Source organism: Pantoea sp. BJ2 (assembly GCF_040255075.1).
Lineage (GTDB): Bacteria > Pseudomonadota > Gammaproteobacteria > Enterobacterales > Enterobacteriaceae > Pantoea > Pantoea leporis.
This window is the reverse complement of sequence record NZ_CP158292.1, coordinates 2,227,108-2,247,537: the sequence shown is the minus strand read 5'-3', so window position 1 is coordinate 2,247,537 and position 20,430 is coordinate 2,227,108. Positions and strand designations below refer to the sequence as shown.

The following is a 20,430-nucleotide window of genomic DNA, read 5'->3' as shown; positions in this document are numbered from 1 at the left end:
TAAACACAGGATAATTCAATGAAAGTCACTGTATTTGGTATCGGCTATGTCGGTCTGGTTCAGGCTGCGGTGTTGGCCGAAGTCGGACATGACGTTCTCTGCATTGATGTCGACGAAAAGAAAGTCGAGAACTTAAAGAAAGGCAATATTCCGATCTTTGAACCAGGCCTGACGCCGCTTGTTATGTCTAATTACGAGTCGGGTCGCCTGAAGTTCAGTACGAATGCGGAAGAAGGCGTTAATCATGGCGTGATGCAGTTTATCGCCGTGGGTACGCCACCGGATGAAGACGGTTCTGCCGATCTGAAGTATGTGACTGCCGTTGCGCGCACGATTGCGCAGCACATGAACGATCACAAAGTTGTTATCGACAAATCTACTGTACCAGTGGGTACCGCAGATCGCGTGCGAGCGGTAATGACGGAAACCCTGCAAAAGCGTGATGCAAACATCGCCTTTGACGTGGTTTCAAACCCGGAATTCCTCAAAGAAGGTGCGGCAGTCAATGACTGCATGCGTCCTGAACGTATCGTTGTCGGTACCGATAATGATGAAGTGGTTGAGCTGTTACGCGAGCTGTACGAGCCGTTCAACCGTAATCATGATCGTATGATTTTGATGGATATCCGCAGTGCAGAGCTGACCAAATATGCGGCTAACTGCATGCTGGCAACCAAAATCAGCTTCATGAACGAAATCTCTAACCTGGCAGAACGTCTGGGAGCCGACGTTGAGAAAGTTCGCCAGGGTATTGGTTCAGATTCACGTATTGGTTATCACTTCATCTATCCAGGCTGCGGCTATGGCGGCTCTTGTTTCCCGAAAGACGTGCAGGCGCTGATTCGCACTGCTGAGTCAATTGGTTACACTCCGCGTCTACTGCAGGCGGTTGAAGACGTCAACGATTCGCAGAAGAACAAGCTGCCAACCTTTATTAAACGCCATTTTGGCGACGATCTGCGCGGCAAAACCTTTGCTCTGTGGGGACTGGCGTTCAAACCGAACACTGACGATATGCGTGAAGCCTCCAGCCGCGTGCTGATGGAGACGCTGTGGGAAGCAGGGGCAACGGTTCAGGCGTTCGACCCAGAAGCGATGGACGAAGCGCAACGCATTTACGGACATCGTAACGATCTGAAGTTGATGGGTACTAAGGAAGCCGCGCTGCAGGGTGCGGATGGCTTAGTGATCTGTACTGAGTGGCAAAACTTCCGTGCGCCAGACTTTGACGTCATCAAAAGTGCGTTAAAAGAACCCGTGATTTTTGATGGTCGTAACCTGTATGATCCTGAGCGTATCAGCAAGCGCGGTTTCAAGTACTATGCTATCGGCCGCGGAGCGTCAATTAAAATTGTAGAATAATGAGGGATGTATGAAGTTTCTGGTCACCGGCGCGGCAGGTTTTATTGGATTTCACGTCAGTCAGCGTTTGCTGGCCGCTGGTCACCAGGTTGTCGGTATCGATAACCTGAATGACTATTATGATGTCAGCCTGAAACAGGCTCGTTTAGACCAGAACACCCAACATCCTGATTTTATTTTCGTAAAAATGGACCTGGCGGATCGCCAGGCCATTTCCTCTTTATTCGCTGAGCATGCGTTTGAACGCGTTATTCATTTGGGCGCTCAAGCCGGCGTGCGTTATTCAATCGAAAATCCCCATGCTTATGCCGAAGCAAATTTGATCGGCCACCTCAATATTCTTGAAGGTTGCCGTCATCATAAAATTGGCCACCTTTTGTATGCCTCATCCAGTTCAGTTTATGGCCTGAATCGCAAAATGCCTTTTTCAACGGACGATTCCGTTGACCATCCGGTTTCACTTTACGCGGCCACAAAAAAAGCCAACGAATTGATGTCGCATACTTATTCACACCTTTATCAATTGCCCACTACGGGATTACGTTTCTTCACCGTGTATGGCCCATGGGGCCGTCCGGATATGGCATTGTTCAAATTTACACGCGCGATGTTAGCGGGTGAGCAAATTGACGTCTATAACAACGGACAAATGACGCGTGACTTTACGTATATCGATGATATTGCTGAAGCCATCGTGCGCTTGCAGGATGTGATTCCTCAACCGGATGAAAAGTGGACGGTGGAAGCAGGTTCTCCCGCCAGCAGCTCGGCTCCTTATCGCGTTTACAACATTGGTAATAGCCAGCCGACCAGCTTAATGACGTATATTGAGTCGCTGGAAAAAGCATTGGGCATTGAAGCGAAGAAAAATATGCTGCCCATGCAACCTGGCGACGTACTGGGCACCAGCGCTGACACGCAACCTTTGTACGACGCGATCAATTTCCGTCCTCAAACTAGCGTAGAGCAAGGTGTGCAGCATTTTGTTGATTGGTATCGCCGCTTCTATCAACAATAATTAAGCATGAAAAAAGGAAGCCATTGGCTTCCTTTTTCTTACCTGGTCAAAGTGAATTAGCGATGAACTAATTACAATGCTGAGCGCTGGAATGATTACAGTAGGAAATCGTCCAGTTGTTTACCTTGTTCTTCAATTGCTTTTTTAATCACAGCAGGAGTGCGGCCCTGGCCAGTCCAGGTACGGTTTTCACCGTTTTCATCAACGTAAGAATATTTAGCTGGACGCGCAGCGCGCTTAGCTTTGCCCGGAACTTTCGTTTCAGATAATGCCTGTAACAGATCATTTGGGTCAATACCATCGGCAATTAGCATCTCGCGGTATTGTTCGAGTTTGCGTGTGCGTTCTGCATTTTCCGCTTGTGCATGAGTATCATCTTCACGACGCTCATTGACCACAACTTCGAGTTTTTCTAGCATCTCTTCCAATGTTTCCAGAGAGCATTCCCGAGCTTGTGCGCGCAATGTACGGATATTATTAAGAATTTTAAGTGCTTCGCTCATTGTCCTAATCTCAAAATATAATAAATGGGAGTTGTTCTGCCGACTCATAATAATGGTGCAAAAAAATAACTGCAATAGCCAGATTTAAAAGCAAAACGTAAAAATAAAAAAGAAGGGCAGATTGATAACGCTCTTCAGAATATATTTACTTATTTGGTAATCTTTTCTAACTTGCTGACCAGACTGAACGCTGAACCTGACGCTTCGGCTTTAATTTAAATGAATAAAATATCGGCGTAATCGTTATTTTGTCAAAACGTGCTTTCTTTCTATAGTGACTGTGATATCCATCTTAATGGTGATGTTATTTTGAGCAGATGATAAAAATAATGCATCGCTACAGCTATACAGGTTTATGGTAAACTGCGCCGCAACAGATATAGGCTGCGATGAGATTTTCTAATGGCTCAACTTTATTTTTATTACTCTGCGATGAATGCGGGTAAATCAACGGCTTTGCTACAGTCTTCTTATAATTATCATGAACGTGGTATGCGATCGTTGGTTTATACCGCCGAGATCGACAACCGCTTTGGTGCAGGCAAAGTCAGTTCACGTATCGGGCTTTCGTCTCCTGCATTTTTATATAACGATGAGACAAAGCTCGATGAGGAAATAGCTGCAGAACATGCGAAGCAACCCGTGCATTGCGTGTTAGTCGATGAAAGCCAGTTCCTTACGCGCGAACAGGTCAAAGCATTATCTGATGTTGTCGACAATCTGGATATTCCGGTGCTTTGCTATGGCCTGCGCACCGATTTCCGTGGAGAGCTGTTTGTTGGCAGCCAATATTTACTGGCATGGGCGGATAAGCTGGTTGAGCTTAAAACCATCTGCCACTGTGGCAGAAAAGCCAGCATGGTGCTTCGTCTTGATGCTAAGGGTAAACCTTTCAGCGAAGGTGAGCAGGTGGTGATTGGTGGCAATGAGCGTTATATATCGGTCTGTCGTAAACACTATAAGCAGGCAATCGATGAGGGTTCACTTCAGGCGATATATGGCTCACAATCGCCGCAGGTTTAACTCATCAGCAAGCCATAAAAAAACCCGCCGTAGCGGGTTTTTTGTTTAAAGCGGTTTAGGCTTTTTTGGTTTTCTTGTCAATTTTCACTTCGGCTTTAACTTCTTGAGCATTCTCACTCAATGACTCAGAGAATTCACGACCGTAGAAGGTATCCAGCATGATTTGTTTTAACTCAGCAATCAGCGGATAGCGTGGGTTCGCACCGGTACATTGGTCATCGAATGCATCCTCAGCCAGTTTGTCCACTTTCGCGAGGAAATCAGCTTCCTGCACGCCCGCTTCGCGGATTGAGGTTGGGATGCCCAACTGCGTTTTCATCTCTTCAAGCCAGGCGAGCAGTTTTTCAATTTTCTGCGCGGTGCGGTCGCCAGCGGCGGAGAGTCCCAGATGGTCAGCAATCTCAGCATAACGACGACGTGCTTGTGGGCGGTCGTACTGGCTGAAAGCCGCTTGCTTAGTCGGGTTGTCATTGGCGTTATAGCGAATGACGTTTGAAATCAGCAGGGCGTTTGCCAGACCGTGTGGAATGTGGAACTCCGAGCCCAGTTTATGCGCCATTGAGTGACATACACCCAGGAAGGCGTTTGCGAACGCAATCCCCGCGATAGTTGCCGCATTGTGAACGCGTTCACGTGCTACCGGATTTTTTGCGCCATCACGATAACTGGCTGGCAGATTCTCTTTCAACAGTTTCAGTGCTTGCAAGGCCTGGCCATCAGAATACTCATTCGCTAATACGGAGACATAGGCTTCGAGTGAGTGCGTTACCGCATCGAGGCCACCGAAGGCGCAAAGTGAACGCGGCATATCCATCACCAGGTTGGCATCAACTATGGCCATATCTGGCGTCAGCGCATAATCCGCTAATGGATATTTCTGGCCGGTCGCATCGTCCGTTACCACGGCAAACGGCGTTACTTCAGAACCCGTACCGGAAGTGGTAGTGATGGCAACCATACGCGCTTTAACACCCATTTTCGGGAACTTATAGATGCGTTTACGGATGTCCATAAAGCGCAGTGCTAGCTCTTCGAAATGCGTCTCAGGATGTTCGTACATCACCCACATGATTTTTGCTGCATCCATCGGTGAACCACCGCCGAGTGCGATAATTACATCAGGTTTAAAGCTGTTCATCTGCTCTGCACCTTTACGGACGATGCTCAGCGTTGGGTCAGCTTCTACTTCGAAGAAGACTTCGGTTTCAATACCGTGAGATTTCAGTACGCGAGTCACCTGATCGGCATAGCCATTATTGAACAGGAAGCGGTCGGTAACGATAAAGGCGCGTTTGGCACCATCAGTTGCCACTTCTTCCAGAGCAATCGGCAGTGAGCCGCGACGGAAGTAAATAGACTTCGGAAGTTTATGCCACAACATATTCTCAGCTCGCTTGGCCACGGTTTTCTTGTTGATGAGATGTTTTGGTCCCACGTTCTCAGAAATGGAGTTACCGCCCCATGAACCACAGCCCAACGTCAGTGATGGAGCCAATTTGAAGTTGTACAGGTCACCGATACCACCTTGTGACGCCGGCGTGTTAATCAGAATACGCGCGGTCTTCATTTTGTCGCCGAAGTAATGCACACGCTCGATCTGATTATCCTGATCGGTATACAGACATGAGGTGTGGCCAATACCGCCCATGGTTACCAGTTTTTCAGCTTTATCGACCGCGTCGTGGTAATCCTTCGCCCGGTACATCGCTAAGGTTGGAGAGAGTTTTTCATGCGCGAAAGGCTCTGATTCATCAACCAGTTTCACTTCACCAATCAGAATCTTGGTGGTTGCCGGCACGCTAATTCCCGCCAATTCGGCAATCTTCGTCGCCGGCTGGCCGACAATCGCCGCATTCAGCGCGCCATTCTTCAGAATGATATCCTGAATCGCTTTCAGCTCTTTACCTTGCAACAGATAGCCGCCGTGGCTGGCAAAACGCTCACGTACCGCGTCATAGGCCGAATCAACCACAATTACGGATTGCTCAGACGCACAAATCACACCGTTATCGAAGGTCTTCGACATCAGGATGGATGCGACAGCGCGTTTGATATCCGCTGTTTCATCAATTACGACTGGCGTGTTACCGGCACCAACACCAATTGCGGGCTTACCGGAACTGTAAGCGGCTTTGACCATGCCCGGACCGCCGGTTGCAAGGATCAGGTTGATATCAGGGTGATGCATTAACTGATTAGAAAGTTCGACGGATGGGGTGTCGATCCAGCCGATGATATCTTTTGGCGCACCCGCCGCAATCGCTGCCTGCAGCACAATGTCAGCGGCTTTGTTAGTGGCATCTTTCGCACGTGGATGCGGAGAGAAGATAATGCCGTTACGGGTTTTCAGGCTGATCAGTGCTTTGAAAATCGCCGTAGAAGTTGGGTTGGTGGTAGGAACGATGCCACAGATCAGGCCAATCGGTTCAGCAATAGTAATCGTGCCGAAGGTGTCATCAGTGGCGAGAATACCGCAGGTTTTTTCATCTTTATAGGCGTTATAGATGTATTCAGAAGCAAAGTGGTTCTTGATGACTTTATCTTCAACAATACCCATACCTGATTCGGCAACGGCCAGCTTGGCCAGTGGAATGCGTGCGTCTGCAGCGGCGAGGGCGGCAGCGCGGAAGATTGCATCAACTTGTTCCTGACTAAAATTAGCGTACTCACGCTGTGCCTTTTTTACACGTTCAACCAGTGCATTAAGTTCGGCAACATTAGTAACGGCCATAGTGCTCTCCTGAAGGAAGTTAAACTCTTTTAGTAAACAAGCCTGAATCCAGAAGTATAGTCACGCTATGCTTATATATTGGGCAGGTTGGCGTCTGTTTTGCCGTTGCTTACTAAAAGGGTTTCCTGGTCAAGATACTTAAGCGTCAGGAAGTTGTTTCGACGGGGTAAGATTACCCCTGATGAGGTAGGTAAATTTTGATGCAGATCAATCCGGATCTAAGCTGACACCTTTCAGCACTAACTTTCGCAAGTAAAGTTAGCGCGATGTGCCACATATTCTGCACGCATCGGCTGCATCGCAATAACCAACGGTTAACAGCAGTTGAAAAAACTGGCTCAAAGCCAGACGTATAGCATAAATTTCTGCCGTCAACTCTGGTTTTTCGCCCGGCTTATGCACTACATTAAGCGCGCTTTTCTACTCAGACTTTACCGGAGCCTACTTTGAATCCCGTGCTACTCGATCTTTCCGGCTACATTAAGTTTTTTGTCGGTTTGTTTGCCCTGGTAAATCCGGTAGGTATCATCCCGGTCTTTATCAGCATGACCAGCTATCAGGCGGTGGTTGAACGTAATAAAACTAATCTTACCGCCAACCTGGCCGTGGCCATCATCCTCTGGACGTCACTGTTTCTTGGCGATGGCATCCTGCATCTGTTTGGCATTTCGATAGATTCATTCCGTATTGCTGGCGGTATTCTGGTGGTCACTATCGCGATGTCGATGATCAGCGGAAAACTGGGTGAGGATAAGCAGAACAAGCAGGAGAAGTCAGAGAGCGCTATTCGCGAAAGCATTGGCGTGGTACCGCTAGCGTTACCGTTAATGGCTGGTCCCGGTGCAATTAGTTCAACCATTGTCTGGAGTACGCGTTATCACAGCTGGCAGAACTTAATTGGTTTTAGTATCGCGATTGCCATTTTCGCCTTTTGCTGTTGGCTGCTGTTCCGCGCAGCACCGCTGATGGTGCGGGTGCTTGGACAAACCGGGATTAACGTGATTACCCGTATTATGGGCTTGTTGTTAATGGCGTTGGGCATCGAGTTTATTGTTACAGGTATGAAATCTATTTTTCCTGGTTTGCTGAATTAAACGAAGTTATTTTTTTCTTTTAAGAGATTTCACGATCCAAAATGGTGCATATCTTCATTTTATTGCACCATTTTGGTTAATTTATTCATTAACCTTAACTGCAAACGTCCAGCATCACTTTTACTACTATCCTCATCCCATCCGAGTAAAACCTCACACTAAACTGTGATAATTGTCACAGATAATTGTTCTGCACATAACTTTGAAATTAGCATTTGAGAAAAGTTGATAAGTTAATCGATGACTCTTTATGCGGATAATGGCTATTTTTATAGTCGAATTCGTAAAAATCATATTGAAAGAACAATAACGAGTAAAATACATGCAGTTATCCTACAAATAACTTTAAAATCATTTGGTTAATCGATAATTCAATAAAAGAATTAACACTTCTCCTACTCTCGCGAACGTGATAAAAGAGAATCTGCTAACATTTTTGCAGTTTAGCTTTGGCGTGCGGGCATCGGTTCTGATAATTTTCGGCACATCACAAATTTTTTATCTGATAGTGACAAATGTGTACGCTTCTTGCTTACAGGCTATCAGGCTTATGATTAAGGTTGATATTTGTTGATGAAATGCATGGTAGCGAAAACGGCCGTACTTTCAGTGCTTGCCTTCTGCCTTACAGACGCACTGGCAGCAAGCCAGGCAGCCCAAATTCCCGCGGGCACACAATTATCAGAATTACAGCGTATCGTGATTAATAATGGCGGTGAGGTGGCAACGCTTGATCCGCAGAAAGCAGAAGGCGTGCCGGAATCCAATGTCATGCGTAATTTGCTGGAAGGCCTGGTTGAAACCGATAATATCGGTCAACTGGTCCCCGGTGTCGCTAAGCAATGGCAAAGCGAAGAAGGGCGCATCTGGATTTTCACGCTGCGTGACGATGCGCGCTGGAGTAACGGCCAGCCTGTTACTGCTCAGGATTTCGTCTACAGCTGGCAGCGCCTGGCCGATCCTAAAACTGCTTCGCCTTACGCCAGCTACTTACAGGCTGCGCATGTGGCGAACGTTGACGCCGTTCTGTCTGGAAAAGCCGCACCCTCTGAACTCGGCGTTAAAGCCCTCGATGATCGTCATCTGCAAGTCACCCTTTCTGAACCCGTTCCCTACTTTGTTGCCATGCTGGCTCACAGCGCGATGCAACCGGTCTACCGTCCGGCGATAGAACAATGGGGCGAGCAGTGGACGCAGCCGCAACATTATGTTGGCAACGGCGCTTTTACGCTGGCGGAGTGGGTGGTAAATGAAAAAATCGTGGTGAAACGCAATCCACAGTATTGGGATAATGCCCACACGGTGATGGAAGAGGGCGTATTTTTACCGCTCTCCTCAGAGAACAGCGATATCAACCGCTATCGCAGCGGTGGCACTGATATGACCAACAGCGTTGTGCCGCCGGAAATGTTCAAAAAGTTACAGCAGGATCTCGGCGATGAGGTCAAAATCAGCCCGCTGCTGTGCACCTTCTATTACGAAATTAATAACAAAAAAGCGCCATTCGATGACGCGCGCGTACGCGCCGCGCTAAAGTTAACCCTCGATCGCGACATCATTGCGCAGAAGATCATGGGCCAGGGCCAGATTCCTGCCTACGGATTGACGCCGCCGTTTACCCACGGTATCACGCTTTCCCCTCCGGCCTGGGCGCAACAAACGCAGTCCGAGCGTAATGCCAGCGCCAAACAGTTATTAGCCGATGCCGGCTTTAACCAGCAAAACCCGCTGCGTTTTACGCTGCTGTACAACACCTCCGAACAAAACAAGCGACAGGCGATTGCTGCGGCCTCGATGTGGCAGAAAAATTTGGGGGCGGTGGTGTCATTGCAGAACCAGGAGTGGAAAACGCTGCTGGAGACGCGCCATCAGGCGCAGTATGACGTGGTACGCGCCACATGGTGCGCAGATTACAACGAACCTTCTACCTTCCTGAATATGCTGTTGAGCGGTTCATCCAATAACACCGCGTTTTACCACAGCCCGGCGTTTGACCAGTTGATGAAGCAAACATTAACCAGCGCAGACGAAGCAAAGCGCGCCTCGCTTTATCAGCAGGCGGAAGCGCAACTCGATAAAGACTCGCCAATCGTACCGGTCTATTACCGCGTCAGCGTGCGGTTGGTAAAACCTTGGGTGGGTGGTTTTATCGGCAAAGATCCGCAGGACATGTTGGCGTTGAAATACTATTACATAAAGAAACATTGAGTAATGGGCCGATCCGGCGCTACAGTCGGGCGGCACTTTACCGTGGTAAACCCTGAAGGGTGATTAGGGTCTTCGTTCAGACACGCGAAGATCACCTGGAAACGGGGTACGCCGGGCGTAAAATCGACCCGGTAAAGATAATAAAACTGGAGCGTAATAATGAACAACATCACAAAAAAAAGCCTGATTGCCGCGGGCGTATTAGCCGCAATCGGCGCGCTGGCAGGGAATGCCGCGCTGGCAGCAACAGTGCCAGCAGGCGTTGAATTGGCAGCAAAACAGGAACTGGTTCGCGGTAACGGCGATGAAGTACAGTCGCTGGATCCCCACAAGATTGAAGGTGTACCCGAAGACAACATCGCGCGTGACCTGTATGAAGGTTTAATCACCAGCGACAGCGATGGCAAACCGGTACCGGGCGTGGCAGAAAGCTGGGAAAACAAAGATTTCAAAGTCTGGACTTTCCACCTGCGCAAGAACGCTAAATGGTCCAACGGTGAGCCGGTTACTGCACAAGATTTCGTATATAGCTGGCAGCGCCTGGTCGATCCGAAAACCGCATCGCCTTATGCCAGCTATCCGCAATACGGCCACATCGTCAATGTTGACGACATCATCGCCGGTAAAAAGCCAACTTCCGAGCTGGGCGTAAAAGCCATCGACGATCACACGCTGGAAGTGACGCTGAGCGAGCCCGTACCCTACTTCTATAAGCTGCTGATCAACTCCGTGATGTCTCCGGTGTATAAGCCGGCGATCGACAAATTTGGCGATCAGTGGACTCAACCGCAAAACTGGGTCGGTAACGGCGCCTTTAAACTTGAATCGCACGTGATCAACGAACGCGTAACGCTGGTGCGTAACCCGCAGTATTGGGATAACGAGCACACCGTGCTGAACAAAGTCACCTTCCTGCCAATTAACTCCGAAGTCAGCGACGTTAACCGTTACTTCTCTGAGAACGGCAGCGATATCACTTACAACAACATGCCTATCGAACTGTTCAAAAAACTGCAGCGGGACAACGGCAAAGAGTTGATGGTTAAGCCATACCTGTGCACCTATTACTACGAAATCAATAACCAGAAAGCGCCATTCACCGATCCACGCGTGCGTACCGCGCTGAAACTCGGTCTGGATCGCGACATCATGGTGAACAAGGTTCTGGCACAAGGTCAGCAACCGGCTTACAGCTTCACCCCGCCAGCCACCGATGGCATGGAACTGCTGCCGCCGGATTGGTTCAAGTGGGATCAGAACAAGCGTAACGAAGAAGCGAAAAAGCTGCTGGCTGAAGCGGGTTACACCGCGGATAAACCGCTGACCTTCAACCTGCTGTACAACACCTCCGATCTGCACAAAAAACTGGCGATCGCTGCCTCATCTATCTGGAAGAAAAACATCGGCGTGAACATCAAGCTGGAAAACCAGGAGTGGAAAACCTTCCTCGACACGCGTCATCAGGGCAACTTTGATGTTTCTCGTGCGGCATGGTGTGCGGATTACAACGAACCGACTTCATTCCTGAACATCATGCTGTCTGACAGCAGCAGTAACACCTCGCATTACAAAAGCGCTGACTTCGATAAAGTTATTCACGATGCGGTTAAAGCCACAGACGATAAAGCGCGCGTAGCGGATTATCAGAAAGCTGAGCAGATTCTGGATAAAGACAGCACCATTGTACCGGTTTACTACTACGTCAATGCGCGTTTGGTGAAACCTTACGTGGGCGGTTACACCGGCAACGATCCGCTGGATAAAACCGTCGATAAAAACCTGTATATCATTAAACATTAATAGCACTCAGGCTATCGACAGTGGCGGTGCTGCGGCACCGCCTTTTTACTTTGTGAAGCAACAGCCTGGTAGGTACGGCAATGTTAAAATTCATCCTGCGTCGGCTCCTTGAAGCCATCCCGACGCTGTTTATCCTCATCACCATCTCTTTCTTTATGATGCGACTGGCACCCGGCAGTCCATTTTCCGGCGAACGTGTCCTCTCGCCGGAAGTGATGGCGAATATCGAAGCGAAGTACCATCTCAACGATCCAATTGGCAAGCAGTACCTGAGCTACCTGGTGCAGTTGGCACATGGCGACTTTGGCCCTTCGTTTAAATACAAAGATTACTCGGTCAATTATCTGGTCGGCCACGCCTTCCCGGTGTCAGCCAAACTTGGTCTGGCTGCCTTCTTCCTCGCCGTGGTGCTGGGCGTAACGGCTGGCGTGATCGCCGCCCTGAAGCAAAACAGTTTGTGGGATTATGCCGTGATGGGGGTCGCGATGACCGGCGTGGTGATCCCCAGCTTTGTCGTGGCACCGTTACTGGTGCTGGTGTTTGCGATTACCTTACGCTGGCTACCAGGCGGCGGCTGGAACGGCGGCCAATGGAATTACATGTTGCTGCCGATGGTGGCGCTGTCGCTGGCCTACATCGCCAGCATCGCGCGTATTACCCGTGGTTCGATGATTGAAGTGATGCATTCAAACTTCATCCGTACCGCGCGCGCTAAAGGACTGCCATTGCGTCGTATCGTGCTGCGTCACGCGCTGAAGCCTGCCATGTTGCCGGTGCTTTCCTATATGGGACCGGCGTTTGTCGGCATCATCACCGGTTCCATGGTGATTGAATCCATCTATGGTTTGCCGGGCATCGGCCAGCTGTTCGTTAACGGGGCATTGAACCGTGACTACTCGCTGGTGATGAGTCTGACCATTCTGGTTGGCGTGCTGACCATTCTGTTTAACGCGATCGTTGATGTGCTGTACGCCGTGATCGATCCGAAAATCCGTTACTGATTGTGGAGCTCGCCCATGATGTTAAGTAAGAAAAACAGCGAAGCTCTGGATGCCTTCAGTGAAAAACTGGAAGTCGAAGGGCGCAGCCTCTGGCAGGATGCGCGTCGCCGCTTTATTCACAACCGTGCAGCCTTCATCAGCCTGCTGGTGCTGCTGGTGATCACTTTGTTCGTGGTGTTCGCCCCGATGTTGTCGCAGTTCAAATATGACGACACCGACTGGGCGATGATGTCTGCCGCGCCGGATACCGTCTCCGGCCACTGGTTTGGCACCGATTCATCGGGTCGCGATCTGCTGGTGCGTGTTGCGATTGGTGGCCGTATCTCGCTGATGGTGGGTATCGCCTCCGCGCTGATCGCGGTGCTGGTGGGCACGCTGTATGGCTCACTGGCGGGTTATCTGGGCGGTAAAATCGACTCGGTGATGATGCGTATTCTGGAGATCCTCAACTCCTTCCCGTTCATGTTCTTCGTTATCCTGCTGGTAACCTTCTTTGGTCGCAATATTCTGCTGATCTTTGTGGCGATCGGCATGGTGTCGTGGCTGGATATGGCGCGTATTGTACGTGGGCAGACGCTGGGCCTGAAGCGCAAAGAGTTCATCGAAGCGGCGCAGGTCGGCGGTGTGAGCACTTTCAAAATCGTGCTGCGTCACATTGTGCCAAACGTATTAGGCGTGGTGGTGGTGTATGCCTCGCTGCTGGTGCCGAGCATGATCCTGTTCGAATCTTTCCTCAGCTTCCTTGGCCTCGGCACTCAGGAACCGCTGAGCAGTTGGGGCGCATTGCTAAGCGATGGCGCCAACTCGATGGAAGTGTCGCCGTGGTTACTGATGTTCCCGGCAGGTTTCCTCGTGGTCACGCTGTTCTGTTTTAACTTTATCGGCGATGGCTTGCGTGATGCCCTCGACCCGAAAGATCGTTAAGGAGTTTCCCGATGACCATTCATGAATTTCAGCCAGCCCTGGCTGCACGTGCGGGAAACAATAACCTGCTGCTTGATGTAAAAGACCTGCGCGTCACCTTCAGCACCCACGATGGCGATGTCACCGCTGTGAACGACCTCAACTTTTCACTGCATGCGGGTGAAACGCTGGGCATTGTTGGCGAATCCGGCTCGGGGAAATCGCAAACCGCGTTTGCCTTGATGGGCCTGCTGGCAAAAAATGGGCGCATTGGCGGTTCAGCGAAATTTAACGGCGCAGAGATCCTCAATCTGCCGGAAAACAAGCTCAACAAACTGCGCGCAGAGCAGATTGCGATGATCTTCCAGGATCCAATGACGTCGCTTAACCCTTACATGCGCGTCGGCGAGCAGTTAATGGAAGTGCTGAAGCTGCATAAAGGCATGAACAGCGCGCAGGCGTTCGAAGAGTCGGTGCGCATGCTGGATGCGGTGAAAATGCCGGAAGCGCGTAAGCGTATGAAGATGTTTCCGCATGAGTTCTCGGGCGGTATGCGTCAGCGTGTGATGATTGCGATGGCGCTGCTGTGTCGGCCGAAGCTGCTGATTGCCGATGAGCCGACTACGGCGCTCGACGTGACCGTACAGGCGCAGATCATGACGCTGCTGAATGAGCTGAAGCGCGAATTCAATACCGCGATTGTGATGATTACCCACGATCTCGGCGTGGTAGCGGGTATCTGTGACAAAGTGCTGGTGATGTACGCCGGTCGTACCATGGAATATGGACGCGCACGCGATGTGTTCTATCATCCTGCCCATCCATACTCGATTGGCTTGCTGAGTGCGGTGCCGCGTCTGGATGCTGAGGAGGGCGAGTCGCTGACCACCATTCCAGGCAACCCGCCAAATTTGCTGCGCCTGCCGCAAGGCTGTCCGTTCCAGCCTCGCTGCGCTTACGCCATGGACATTTGTGCCAAGGCACCGCCGCTGGAGCCTTTCGCTGAAGGGCGCTTGCGTGCCTGCTTCAAGCCGGTGGAGGAGTTAGTATGAGCACCGTAGTCGAAGAGAAAAAAGTCCTGCTGGAGATCGCCGACCTTAAGGTGCACTTCGAGATCAAGGATGGCAAACAGTGGTTCTGGCAGCCACCGCATACTCTGAAAGCGGTCGACGGCGTCAGTCTGCGTTTGTACGAAGGTGAAACATTGGGCGTGGTAGGCGAATCAGGCTGCGGTAAATCAACGCTGGCCCGCGCCATCATTGGCCTGGTGAAAGCCACAGAAGGGCGCGTCGCCTGGTTAGGACGCGATCTGCTCGGGCAAAACCGGGAGCAATGGCGTCAGGCGCGCAGCGATATCCAGATGATCTTCCAGGATCCGCTGGCATCGCTCAATCCGCGTATGACCATTGGCGATATCATTGCTGAACCGCTGCGCACCTATTACCCGAAGATGCCGGGCCAGCAAGTGAAGGATAAGGTGAAAACCATGATGATGAAGGTTGGGTTGTTACCTAACCTCATCAACCGCTATCCGCACGAGTTCTCGGGCGGCCAGTGTCAGCGTATTGGCATCGCGCGTGCGCTGATTCTCGAGCCGAAGCTGATCATCTGCGATGAGCCGGTATCGGCGCTGGACGTGTCGATTCAGGCGCAGGTCGTTAACCTGTTGCAGCAATTGCAGCGAGAAATGGGGCTGTCACTGATCTTTATCGCGCACGATTTGGCGGTGGTAAAACACATCTCCGATCGCGTGCTGGTGATGTATCTCGGGCATGCGGTTGAGCTGGGTACTTACGATGCGGTGTATAATAATCCGCAGCATCCGTACACCCGCGCGCTGATGTCAGCGGTGCCAATTCCCGATCCGGATCTGGAGAAGAACAAGCAAATCCAGCTGCTGGAAGGAGAGCTGCCCTCCCCGATCAATCCGCCATCGGGATGCGTGTTCCGCACCCGTTGCCCGATTGCCGGACCAGAGTGCGCGAAAACCCGGCCGCTGCTGGAAGGCAGCTTCCGTCATGCGGTCTCTTGTTTAAAAGTCGATCCGCTGTAAATGAAAACGCCGGGCGATTGCCCGGCGTTTTTTTGTCTGTCGCTTACTCGCGCCACAGGATGTGGCAGAGTTTGTGATCTTTCTCGCGGCAAAGCAGGACGCGTGCGAACACATCAGTGATCGGCTCGCCGTCGGCTTCACCCAATCCAATCACCACTTCTGCGAAGAAGTCTGGGTTGAGATCGAAATCAACATGTTCCTGCCAGTCTTCCGCAGGATCGAACAGTTCCGCGCCACCGCGCTCTTCAAACTGCAGATTGAACAGAATAATGTCAGCGGGATCGAGATTGTCACCAGCCAGCTCAAGAAAAATATCGTAAGCCTGCTCCAGCGTTTCATCTTCAGTAAGGCGATTATTTAAATCCATGGTCATTCCTGCTTGCCCTGAGGCGGTAATATTTTCGCTCGTTTTACAGTAAAGGACTAAAGAAGTAAAACAGTCGTTCAACGATGCGTTGCCACCAGGCACGTTTAGCCCAGCGAGCACCATCCAGTAAGCGTGAGCGGGCGATGTAATCATCCTGCACGGTAGCGAGATCGCTGCCGAAGCCGTCATCATCAACCACCAGAGTGATCTCAAAGTTGAGCCACAGGCTGCGCATATCCAGATTTACCGTGCCGACCAAACTCAGCTGCCCGTCAACCAGCACACTTTTGGTATGCAACAGGCCATCTTCAAACTGGTAAATCTTCACGCCGGCTTCCAGCAGTTCGGTGAAGAAGGCACGACTCGCCCAGCCTACCAGCAGCGAATCATTATGGCGCGGCACAATGATGCTCACTTCCACACCGCGTAACGCTGCGGTACAGATGGCGTGCAGCAGGTCATCGCTCGGCACAAAGTAGGGCGTGGTCATAATCAGCTGCTGACGCGCGGAGTAGACCGCTGTGAGTAACGCCTGGTGGATCATATCTTCCGGAAAGCCGGGCCCAGAAGCGATTACCTGAATGGTATGTCCGCTCTCCTGTTCGAAGGGCATCACGTTGCCATCCGGCGCGGGCGGCAGAATGCGTTTGCCGGTTTCAATCTCCCAGTCGCAGGCATACACAATGCCCATGGTGGTTGCCACCGGGCCTTCCATGCGCGCCATCAGGTCAATCCATTGTCCCACGCCGGCTTCCTGCTTAAAGAAGCGTGGATCGACCAGGTTCATGCTGCCGGTATAAGCGATGTAGTTATCGATCAGCACCACTTTACGATGCTGTCGCAAGTCCATGCGGCGCAGGAAAACACGTAGCAGGCTTACCTGCAATGCTTCAACCACGTCGATGCCGGCATTGCGCATCATATTGACCCAAGGGCTGCGGAAGAAGGTGACGCTGCCCGCTGAATCCAGCATCAAACGGCAATGTACACCGCGACGCGATGCAGCCATCAGCGATTCCGCCACTTCATCGGCCAGCCCGCCGGGATGCCAGATATAGAACACCATCTCGATATTATGCCGTGCCAGCTGGATATCACGGATCAGTGCGTGCATCACGTCATCGGAGTTGGTCAGCAACTGCAGCTGATTACCTTTCACGCCGGCGATGCCCTGACGATGGCGGCACAAATCAAACAGGGACCGCGCCACGTCGCTGTGTTCGGTGGCGAAGATATGACGGCACTGTTTGAGATCGTTAAGCCATTTGGCGGTGGAGGGCCACATGGTGCGCGCGCGTTCGGCACGCCTTTTACCTAAATGCAGCTCACCAAAAGAGAGATAAGCGATTATACCCACCAGCGGTAGAATGTAGATGATCAGCAGCCAGGCCATTGCTGAGGTGACTGCGCGGCGTTTCATCAGAATACGTAGCGTGACACCCGCAATCAGCAGCCAGTAACCAAACAGCAGCAACCAACTGATTAGGGTATAAAATGTGGTCATTAAGTGGACGTCCTGTTCGCGCTTTGTTGTGCAAAGTTTACGTGCTGATCACAGGGAGTGAAACCTTTAATCGTGAATGAGGTTTCGATGAAGCTTTCGATTTGGCATTTCCTGGCAGATCTTTATAATGCCTGCCGAGTTTAGCCTGTCTGAGAGGATGTGATGAGACGCAGCAAAAATGAAGTGGCGCGCTGGAGAATGTTACGTCAGGTACACCGTCGTCGTTCTCGCTGGCTGGAAGGGCAGTCGCGTCGTTATAAGCGCATCCATACCATTCGTCATCAGGTGGCGCAGCAACATCGCCGCTCCATCCTGTTTATCTCGCAAATGGACTGATGGGTTTACGCGGCCATCATGCGCCGCGTAGCACCCGGATGACATTGACCATCTCTACTGCCGCTGCCAGCACAATTAACATCACAATGTGCTGACGAGCGTTGCGCCAGCCTTGCTGACGCCATAGCCAAAGTGCTCTGCCGATGAGAGCGAATGCTATCACCAGCAGTAAAACTGACAACCACATAGATTAGAAAACGCGTTTGAACGGTTTGACCGCGACTTTCTCATACACGCCTGCGGCAATGTAGGGATCATCCTTGGCCCATGATTCCGCGACTTCCAGCGAAGAGAATTCGGCGATGATCACGGAACCGCTGAAACCGGCCGGGCCTGGATCGTTGCTGTCAACTGCTGGCAGCGGACCCGCAGCAATCAGTCGACCTTCATCTTGCAACAGCTTCAAACGAGCAAGATGCGCGGGACGTACCGAGTTGCGTTTTTCCAGTGAATCAGCGGTATCTTCCGCATAAATGACGTAAAGCACGATGGGATACTCCCGTTAGACTTGCCGAAATTGCGTGACACGTTAAGTGATCGTTAATCAGAGTGCAAACGAAAGATAAATACGCTGTCATTCAGCGCAATCAGGGTTAAAAAAGACCTTTCTGCGGGGCGCTTGCACATCGCTTATTGAAACTGATTGCTATTTGCATTTAAAATCTGCGCTTCACTCAATGAACATGAATGATATGACCACGTTGACTACGCCTTTACCTTCACGTACCCCCATTGCTGTAATTTTATCCGTGGTACTTCACGGTTCGTTGATCGCTGGCATTCTCTATGCATCGTTTCATCAGGTGATTGAAGTTCCAAAAGCGTCCCAGCCTATCAGCGTTTCGCTGGTGGCTCCGGAAGTGCAACCCGAACCTGCGCCTGCCCAGGTCACGCCGCCGCCACCTGAACCTGAGCCGGAGCCTGAAGTGGCGCCAGAGCCGCCGAAGGTTGAGCCGGTACCGATTCCTAAGCCGGAGCCGAAGCCAAAACCTAAACCGAAGCCAAAGGTTGAAAAGAAGGTTGAGCCGAAACCGCGTCAGCAAGTGAAGCCACAGGAAAATCCGTTTAAGCAGGAAGCCCCAACCACGCAGACGCGTCCAACAACCGCGCCGAAAGCCAATCCGACCGCAACGCCGAGCATTTCAGATGGTCCGAAAGCGATGAGCGTCAGCAAGCCTGCCTATCCGGCACGTGCGTTCGCGCTGCGTGTTGAGGGACGTGTGCGGGTGCAGTTTGACGTTGATAGCGACGGTCGTGTGGATAACGTCCAGATTTTGTCGGCAGAACCGCGCAACATGTTCGAGCGCGAAGTGAAGCAGGCGATGAAGAAGTGGCGTTATCAGCCAGGTCGTCCGGGCAAGAATCTCACCATGAACATCGTATTCCGCATCAATGGTGGCGCCAATATCGAATAAGCACTCGTGGCTGAGAGGCAATAAGAAAGCGGTCAGATGACCGCTTTTTTAATGTTACAGATCGCTTAAATTGCTTCTGCCGGGCGGCAACGGGCGAGATTGCCCGGTATTGTCGACGGCGACGTAAACAAACACCGCTTCGGTTGCGCAGTAGGTCTGTCCAATCGGTTCGGACGACACTTTCTTGATCCACACTTCGACGTTTATGGTCATGGAACTGTTGCCGGTGCGGATGCAGCGTGCGTAGCAGCTCACCACATCGCCAACCGCCACCGGTTTAAGGAACGTCATTCCGTCCACGCGCACGGTGACGACACGTCCTTCGGCAATCTCTTTCGCCTTAATTGCGCCGCCCATGTCCATCTGCGACATCAACCAGCCACCAAAGATATCTCCGTTAGCATTGGTATCCGCTGGCATGGCCAGGGTACGCAACACCATCTCGCCTTGCGGCGACTTATGTTTTTCGTCCATTGCTCAGTTCTTCTGCAGGTGAAGAGAAGCCCGACGCTGTCGGGCGGAGTGGCATTATTTTTGTTCTTGTTGCGGCATCTGTCGCCAGATATACACGCCGCTTAACAGAGTAAAGAGTAGGGTCAGGCCGGTCAGACCGAACACCTTAAAGTTAACCCAAAATTCCTGCGATAACCAAAACGCAACATAAATATTCGCTAAGCCGCAGGCGAGGAAGAAGATTGCCCAGGCAATGTTGAGATTGCGCCACACGCCTGAAGGCAGTTGTAACTCTTTACCCAGCATGGTTTGGATCAGCGGTTGCTTCATAAACCACTGGCTGTAGAGCAGCGCGACGGCAAACAGCGAATAGATCACCGTGACTTTCCATTTGATGAATTCATCGTTATGGAATACCAGCGTCAGCGTGCCGAATACCGCGACCAGCACAAAGGTAAAAATGGTCATCTTTTCCAGCTTGCGGTAGAGCACCCAACTGACGACCAGCGCCAGACCGGTGGCAACGATCAGTGCGCCAGAAGCAACAAAGATGTCGTACAGCTTGTAGAAGATGAAGAAAACCACCAGGGGAAGAAAATCGAGTAACTGCTTCATAGCGTTTCCAAGTAGGCAGGAGCGTACAGTTATGGCGCCCGGGT

The 20,430-nt window shown here is 51.1% G+C and carries 19 protein-coding genes; 12 read left to right on the top strand and 7 right to left on the bottom strand.

All coding sequences use genetic code 11. The annotated features are described in order from the left end of the window. Window positions 1–18: 18 nt before the first annotated feature. The gene (locus AAF463_RS10340) at window positions 19–1,362 is read left to right on the top strand and encodes a UDP-glucose/GDP-mannose dehydrogenase family protein (RefSeq protein ID WP_101764241.1); all 1,344 of its coding nucleotides are present in this window, start codon (window positions 19–21) and stop codon (window positions 1,360–1,362) included. A 10-nt stretch (window positions 1,363–1,372) separates the two neighbouring features. Then, window positions 1,373–2,380, top strand: coding sequence for an NAD-dependent epimerase (locus tag AAF463_RS10335; RefSeq protein WP_101764242.1), 1,008 nt, complete (start codon window positions 1,373–1,375; stop codon window positions 2,378–2,380). Window positions 2,381–2,475: 95 nt separating this feature from the next. Here AAF463_RS10335 and hns read toward each other — a convergent pair whose 3' ends face one another. Beyond that, a complete protein-coding gene (gene hns / locus AAF463_RS10330; protein ID WP_101764243.1) occupies window positions 2,476–2,883 on the bottom strand; it encodes a histone-like nucleoid-structuring protein H-NS in 408 nt (135 codons plus the stop codon). Window positions 2,884–3,285: 402 nt separating this feature from the next. Here hns and tdk point away from each other — a divergent pair, with 402 nt between their 5' ends. Continuing rightward, window positions 3,286–3,906, top strand: a complete 621-nt coding sequence (gene tdk, locus AAF463_RS10325; RefSeq protein ID WP_101764244.1) for a thymidine kinase — start codon at window positions 3,286–3,288, stop codon at window positions 3,904–3,906. 55 nt (window positions 3,907–3,961) lie between these two features. Here tdk and adhE read toward each other — a convergent pair whose 3' ends face one another. Further along, window positions 3,962–6,637, bottom strand: a complete 2,676-nt coding sequence (adhE, locus tag AAF463_RS10320; RefSeq protein WP_350260687.1) for a bifunctional acetaldehyde-CoA/alcohol dehydrogenase — start codon at window positions 6,635–6,637, stop codon at window positions 3,962–3,964. A 446-nt stretch (window positions 6,638–7,083) separates the two neighbouring features. On the opposite strand from adhE, the gene AAF463_RS10315 reads away from it, so the two are divergent. The 7 genes from AAF463_RS10315 (at window position 7,084) to oppF (ending at window position 15,696) form a co-directional block, all read left to right on the top strand. Further along, a complete protein-coding gene (locus AAF463_RS10315; protein ID WP_008106584.1) occupies window positions 7,084–7,731 on the top strand; it encodes a YchE family NAAT transporter in 648 nt (215 codons plus the stop codon). A gap of 573 nt (window positions 7,732–8,304) precedes the next feature. Then, window positions 8,305–9,939 (top strand): ABC transporter substrate-binding protein, encoded by a 1,635-nt coding sequence (locus tag AAF463_RS10310; RefSeq protein ID WP_350260686.1) that lies wholly within the window; start codon window positions 8,305–8,307, stop codon window positions 9,937–9,939. A gap of 159 nt (window positions 9,940–10,098) precedes the next feature. Further along, window positions 10,099–11,739, top strand: coding sequence for an oligopeptide ABC transporter substrate-binding protein OppA (gene oppA / locus AAF463_RS10305; protein ID WP_110866261.1), 1,641 nt, complete (start codon window positions 10,099–10,101; stop codon window positions 11,737–11,739). Between the two features lie 80 nt (window positions 11,740–11,819). Then, window positions 11,820–12,740 (top strand): oligopeptide ABC transporter permease OppB, encoded by a 921-nt coding sequence (gene oppB, locus AAF463_RS10300; protein WP_222233351.1) that lies wholly within the window; start codon window positions 11,820–11,822, stop codon window positions 12,738–12,740. Between the two features lie 15 nt (window positions 12,741–12,755). After that, window positions 12,756–13,664, top strand: coding sequence for an oligopeptide ABC transporter permease OppC (oppC, locus tag AAF463_RS10295; protein WP_008106577.1), 909 nt, complete (start codon window positions 12,756–12,758; stop codon window positions 13,662–13,664). An 11-nt stretch (window positions 13,665–13,675) separates the two neighbouring features. Continuing rightward, window positions 13,676–14,695, top strand: a complete 1,020-nt coding sequence (locus tag AAF463_RS10290; RefSeq protein WP_222182260.1) for an ABC transporter ATP-binding protein — start codon at window positions 13,676–13,678, stop codon at window positions 14,693–14,695. Further along, a complete protein-coding gene (oppF, locus tag AAF463_RS10285) occupies window positions 14,692–15,696 on the top strand; it encodes a murein tripeptide/oligopeptide ABC transporter ATP binding protein OppF (RefSeq protein ID WP_350260685.1) in 1,005 nt (334 codons plus the stop codon). The genes AAF463_RS10290 and oppF overlap by 4 nt, the downstream gene beginning before the upstream one ends. Before the next feature lie 43 nt (window positions 15,697–15,739). On the opposite strand, the gene AAF463_RS10280 is transcribed toward oppF, so the two are convergent. Together AAF463_RS10280 and cls are read right to left on the bottom strand one after the other, a co-directional pair. Continuing rightward, window positions 15,740–16,069: an HI1450 family dsDNA-mimic protein gene (locus AAF463_RS10280; RefSeq protein WP_196761379.1), complete on the bottom strand. Its 330-nt coding sequence runs from the start codon at window positions 16,067–16,069 to the stop codon at window positions 15,740–15,742. A 37-nt stretch (window positions 16,070–16,106) separates the two neighbouring features. Then, entirely contained in the window at window positions 16,107–17,567 is a 1,461-nt protein-coding gene (gene cls, locus AAF463_RS10275) for a cardiolipin synthase (RefSeq protein WP_101764252.1), read from the bottom strand. Between the two features lie 162 nt (window positions 17,568–17,729). On the opposite strand from cls, the gene AAF463_RS10270 reads away from it, so the two are divergent. Further along, a complete protein-coding gene (locus AAF463_RS10270; protein WP_137385893.1) occupies window positions 17,730–17,903 on the top strand; it encodes a YciY family protein in 174 nt (57 codons plus the stop codon). A 190-nt stretch (window positions 17,904–18,093) separates the two neighbouring features. Here AAF463_RS10270 and AAF463_RS10265 read toward each other — a convergent pair whose 3' ends face one another. After that, window positions 18,094–18,390 (bottom strand): YciI family protein, encoded by a 297-nt coding sequence (locus AAF463_RS10265; protein WP_101764253.1) that lies wholly within the window; start codon window positions 18,388–18,390, stop codon window positions 18,094–18,096. A gap of 205 nt (window positions 18,391–18,595) precedes the next feature. Between AAF463_RS10265 and tonB the strand changes: the two genes are divergently transcribed. Beyond that, a complete protein-coding gene (gene tonB / locus AAF463_RS10260; protein ID WP_350260684.1) occupies window positions 18,596–19,318 on the top strand; it encodes a TonB system transport protein TonB in 723 nt (240 codons plus the stop codon). 54 nt (window positions 19,319–19,372) lie between these two features. Here tonB and yciA read toward each other — a convergent pair whose 3' ends face one another. Together yciA and AAF463_RS10250 are read right to left on the bottom strand one after the other, a co-directional pair. Further along, on the bottom strand, window positions 19,373–19,792 hold the full coding sequence (yciA, locus tag AAF463_RS10255) for an acyl-CoA thioester hydrolase YciA (RefSeq protein WP_007892397.1): 420 nt from the start codon (window positions 19,790–19,792) through the stop codon (window positions 19,373–19,375). Window positions 19,793–19,846: 54 nt separating this feature from the next. Continuing rightward, window positions 19,847–20,386 (bottom strand): septation protein A, encoded by a 540-nt coding sequence (locus AAF463_RS10250; protein WP_008106564.1) that lies wholly within the window; start codon window positions 20,384–20,386, stop codon window positions 19,847–19,849. Window positions 20,387–20,430 lie beyond the last annotated feature (44 nt).

Excerpts from the sequence above, each read along its gene's own strand:
- AAF463_RS10250 (WP_008106564.1), bottom strand. The coding sequence starts at position 20,386 with ATGAAGCAGTTACTCGATTTTCTTCCCCTGGTGGTTTTCTTCATCTTC.
- tdk (WP_101764244.1), top strand. The coding sequence starts at position 3,286 with ATGGCTCAACTTTATTTTTATTACTCTGCGATGAATGCGGGTAAATCA.
- oppB (WP_222233351.1), top strand. The coding sequence starts at position 11,820 with ATGTTAAAATTCATCCTGCGTCGGCTCCTTGAAGCCATCCCGACGCTG.
- AAF463_RS10340 (WP_101764241.1), top strand. The coding sequence starts at position 19 with ATGAAAGTCACTGTATTTGGTATCGGCTATGTCGGTCTGGTTCAGGCT.
- hns (WP_101764243.1), bottom strand. The coding sequence starts at position 2,883 with ATGAGCGAAGCACTTAAAATTCTTAATAATATCCGTACATTGCGCGCA.
- AAF463_RS10280 (WP_196761379.1), bottom strand. The coding sequence starts at position 16,069 with ATGACCATGGATTTAAATAATCGCCTTACTGAAGATGAAACGCTGGAG.
- adhE (WP_350260687.1), bottom strand. The coding sequence starts at position 6,637 with ATGGCCGTTACTAATGTTGCCGAACTTAATGCACTGGTTGAACGTGTA.
- tonB (WP_350260684.1), top strand. The coding sequence starts at position 18,596 with ATGACCACGTTGACTACGCCTTTACCTTCACGTACCCCCATTGCTGTA.
- AAF463_RS10290 (WP_222182260.1), top strand. The coding sequence starts at position 13,676 with ATGACCATTCATGAATTTCAGCCAGCCCTGGCTGCACGTGCGGGAAAC.
- AAF463_RS10270 (WP_137385893.1), top strand. The coding sequence starts at position 17,730 with ATGAGACGCAGCAAAAATGAAGTGGCGCGCTGGAGAATGTTACGTCAG.
- AAF463_RS10310 (WP_350260686.1), top strand. The coding sequence starts at position 8,305 with ATGAAATGCATGGTAGCGAAAACGGCCGTACTTTCAGTGCTTGCCTTC.
- oppF (WP_350260685.1), top strand. The coding sequence starts at position 14,692 with ATGAGCACCGTAGTCGAAGAGAAAAAAGTCCTGCTGGAGATCGCCGAC.
- oppA (WP_110866261.1), top strand. The coding sequence starts at position 10,099 with ATGAACAACATCACAAAAAAAAGCCTGATTGCCGCGGGCGTATTAGCC.
- oppC (WP_008106577.1), top strand. The coding sequence starts at position 12,756 with ATGATGTTAAGTAAGAAAAACAGCGAAGCTCTGGATGCCTTCAGTGAA.
- yciA (WP_007892397.1), bottom strand. The coding sequence starts at position 19,792 with ATGGACGAAAAACATAAGTCGCCGCAAGGCGAGATGGTGTTGCGTACC.
- cls (WP_101764252.1), bottom strand. The coding sequence starts at position 17,567 with ATGACCACATTTTATACCCTAATCAGTTGGTTGCTGCTGTTTGGTTAC.
- AAF463_RS10335 (WP_101764242.1), top strand. The coding sequence starts at position 1,373 with ATGAAGTTTCTGGTCACCGGCGCGGCAGGTTTTATTGGATTTCACGTC.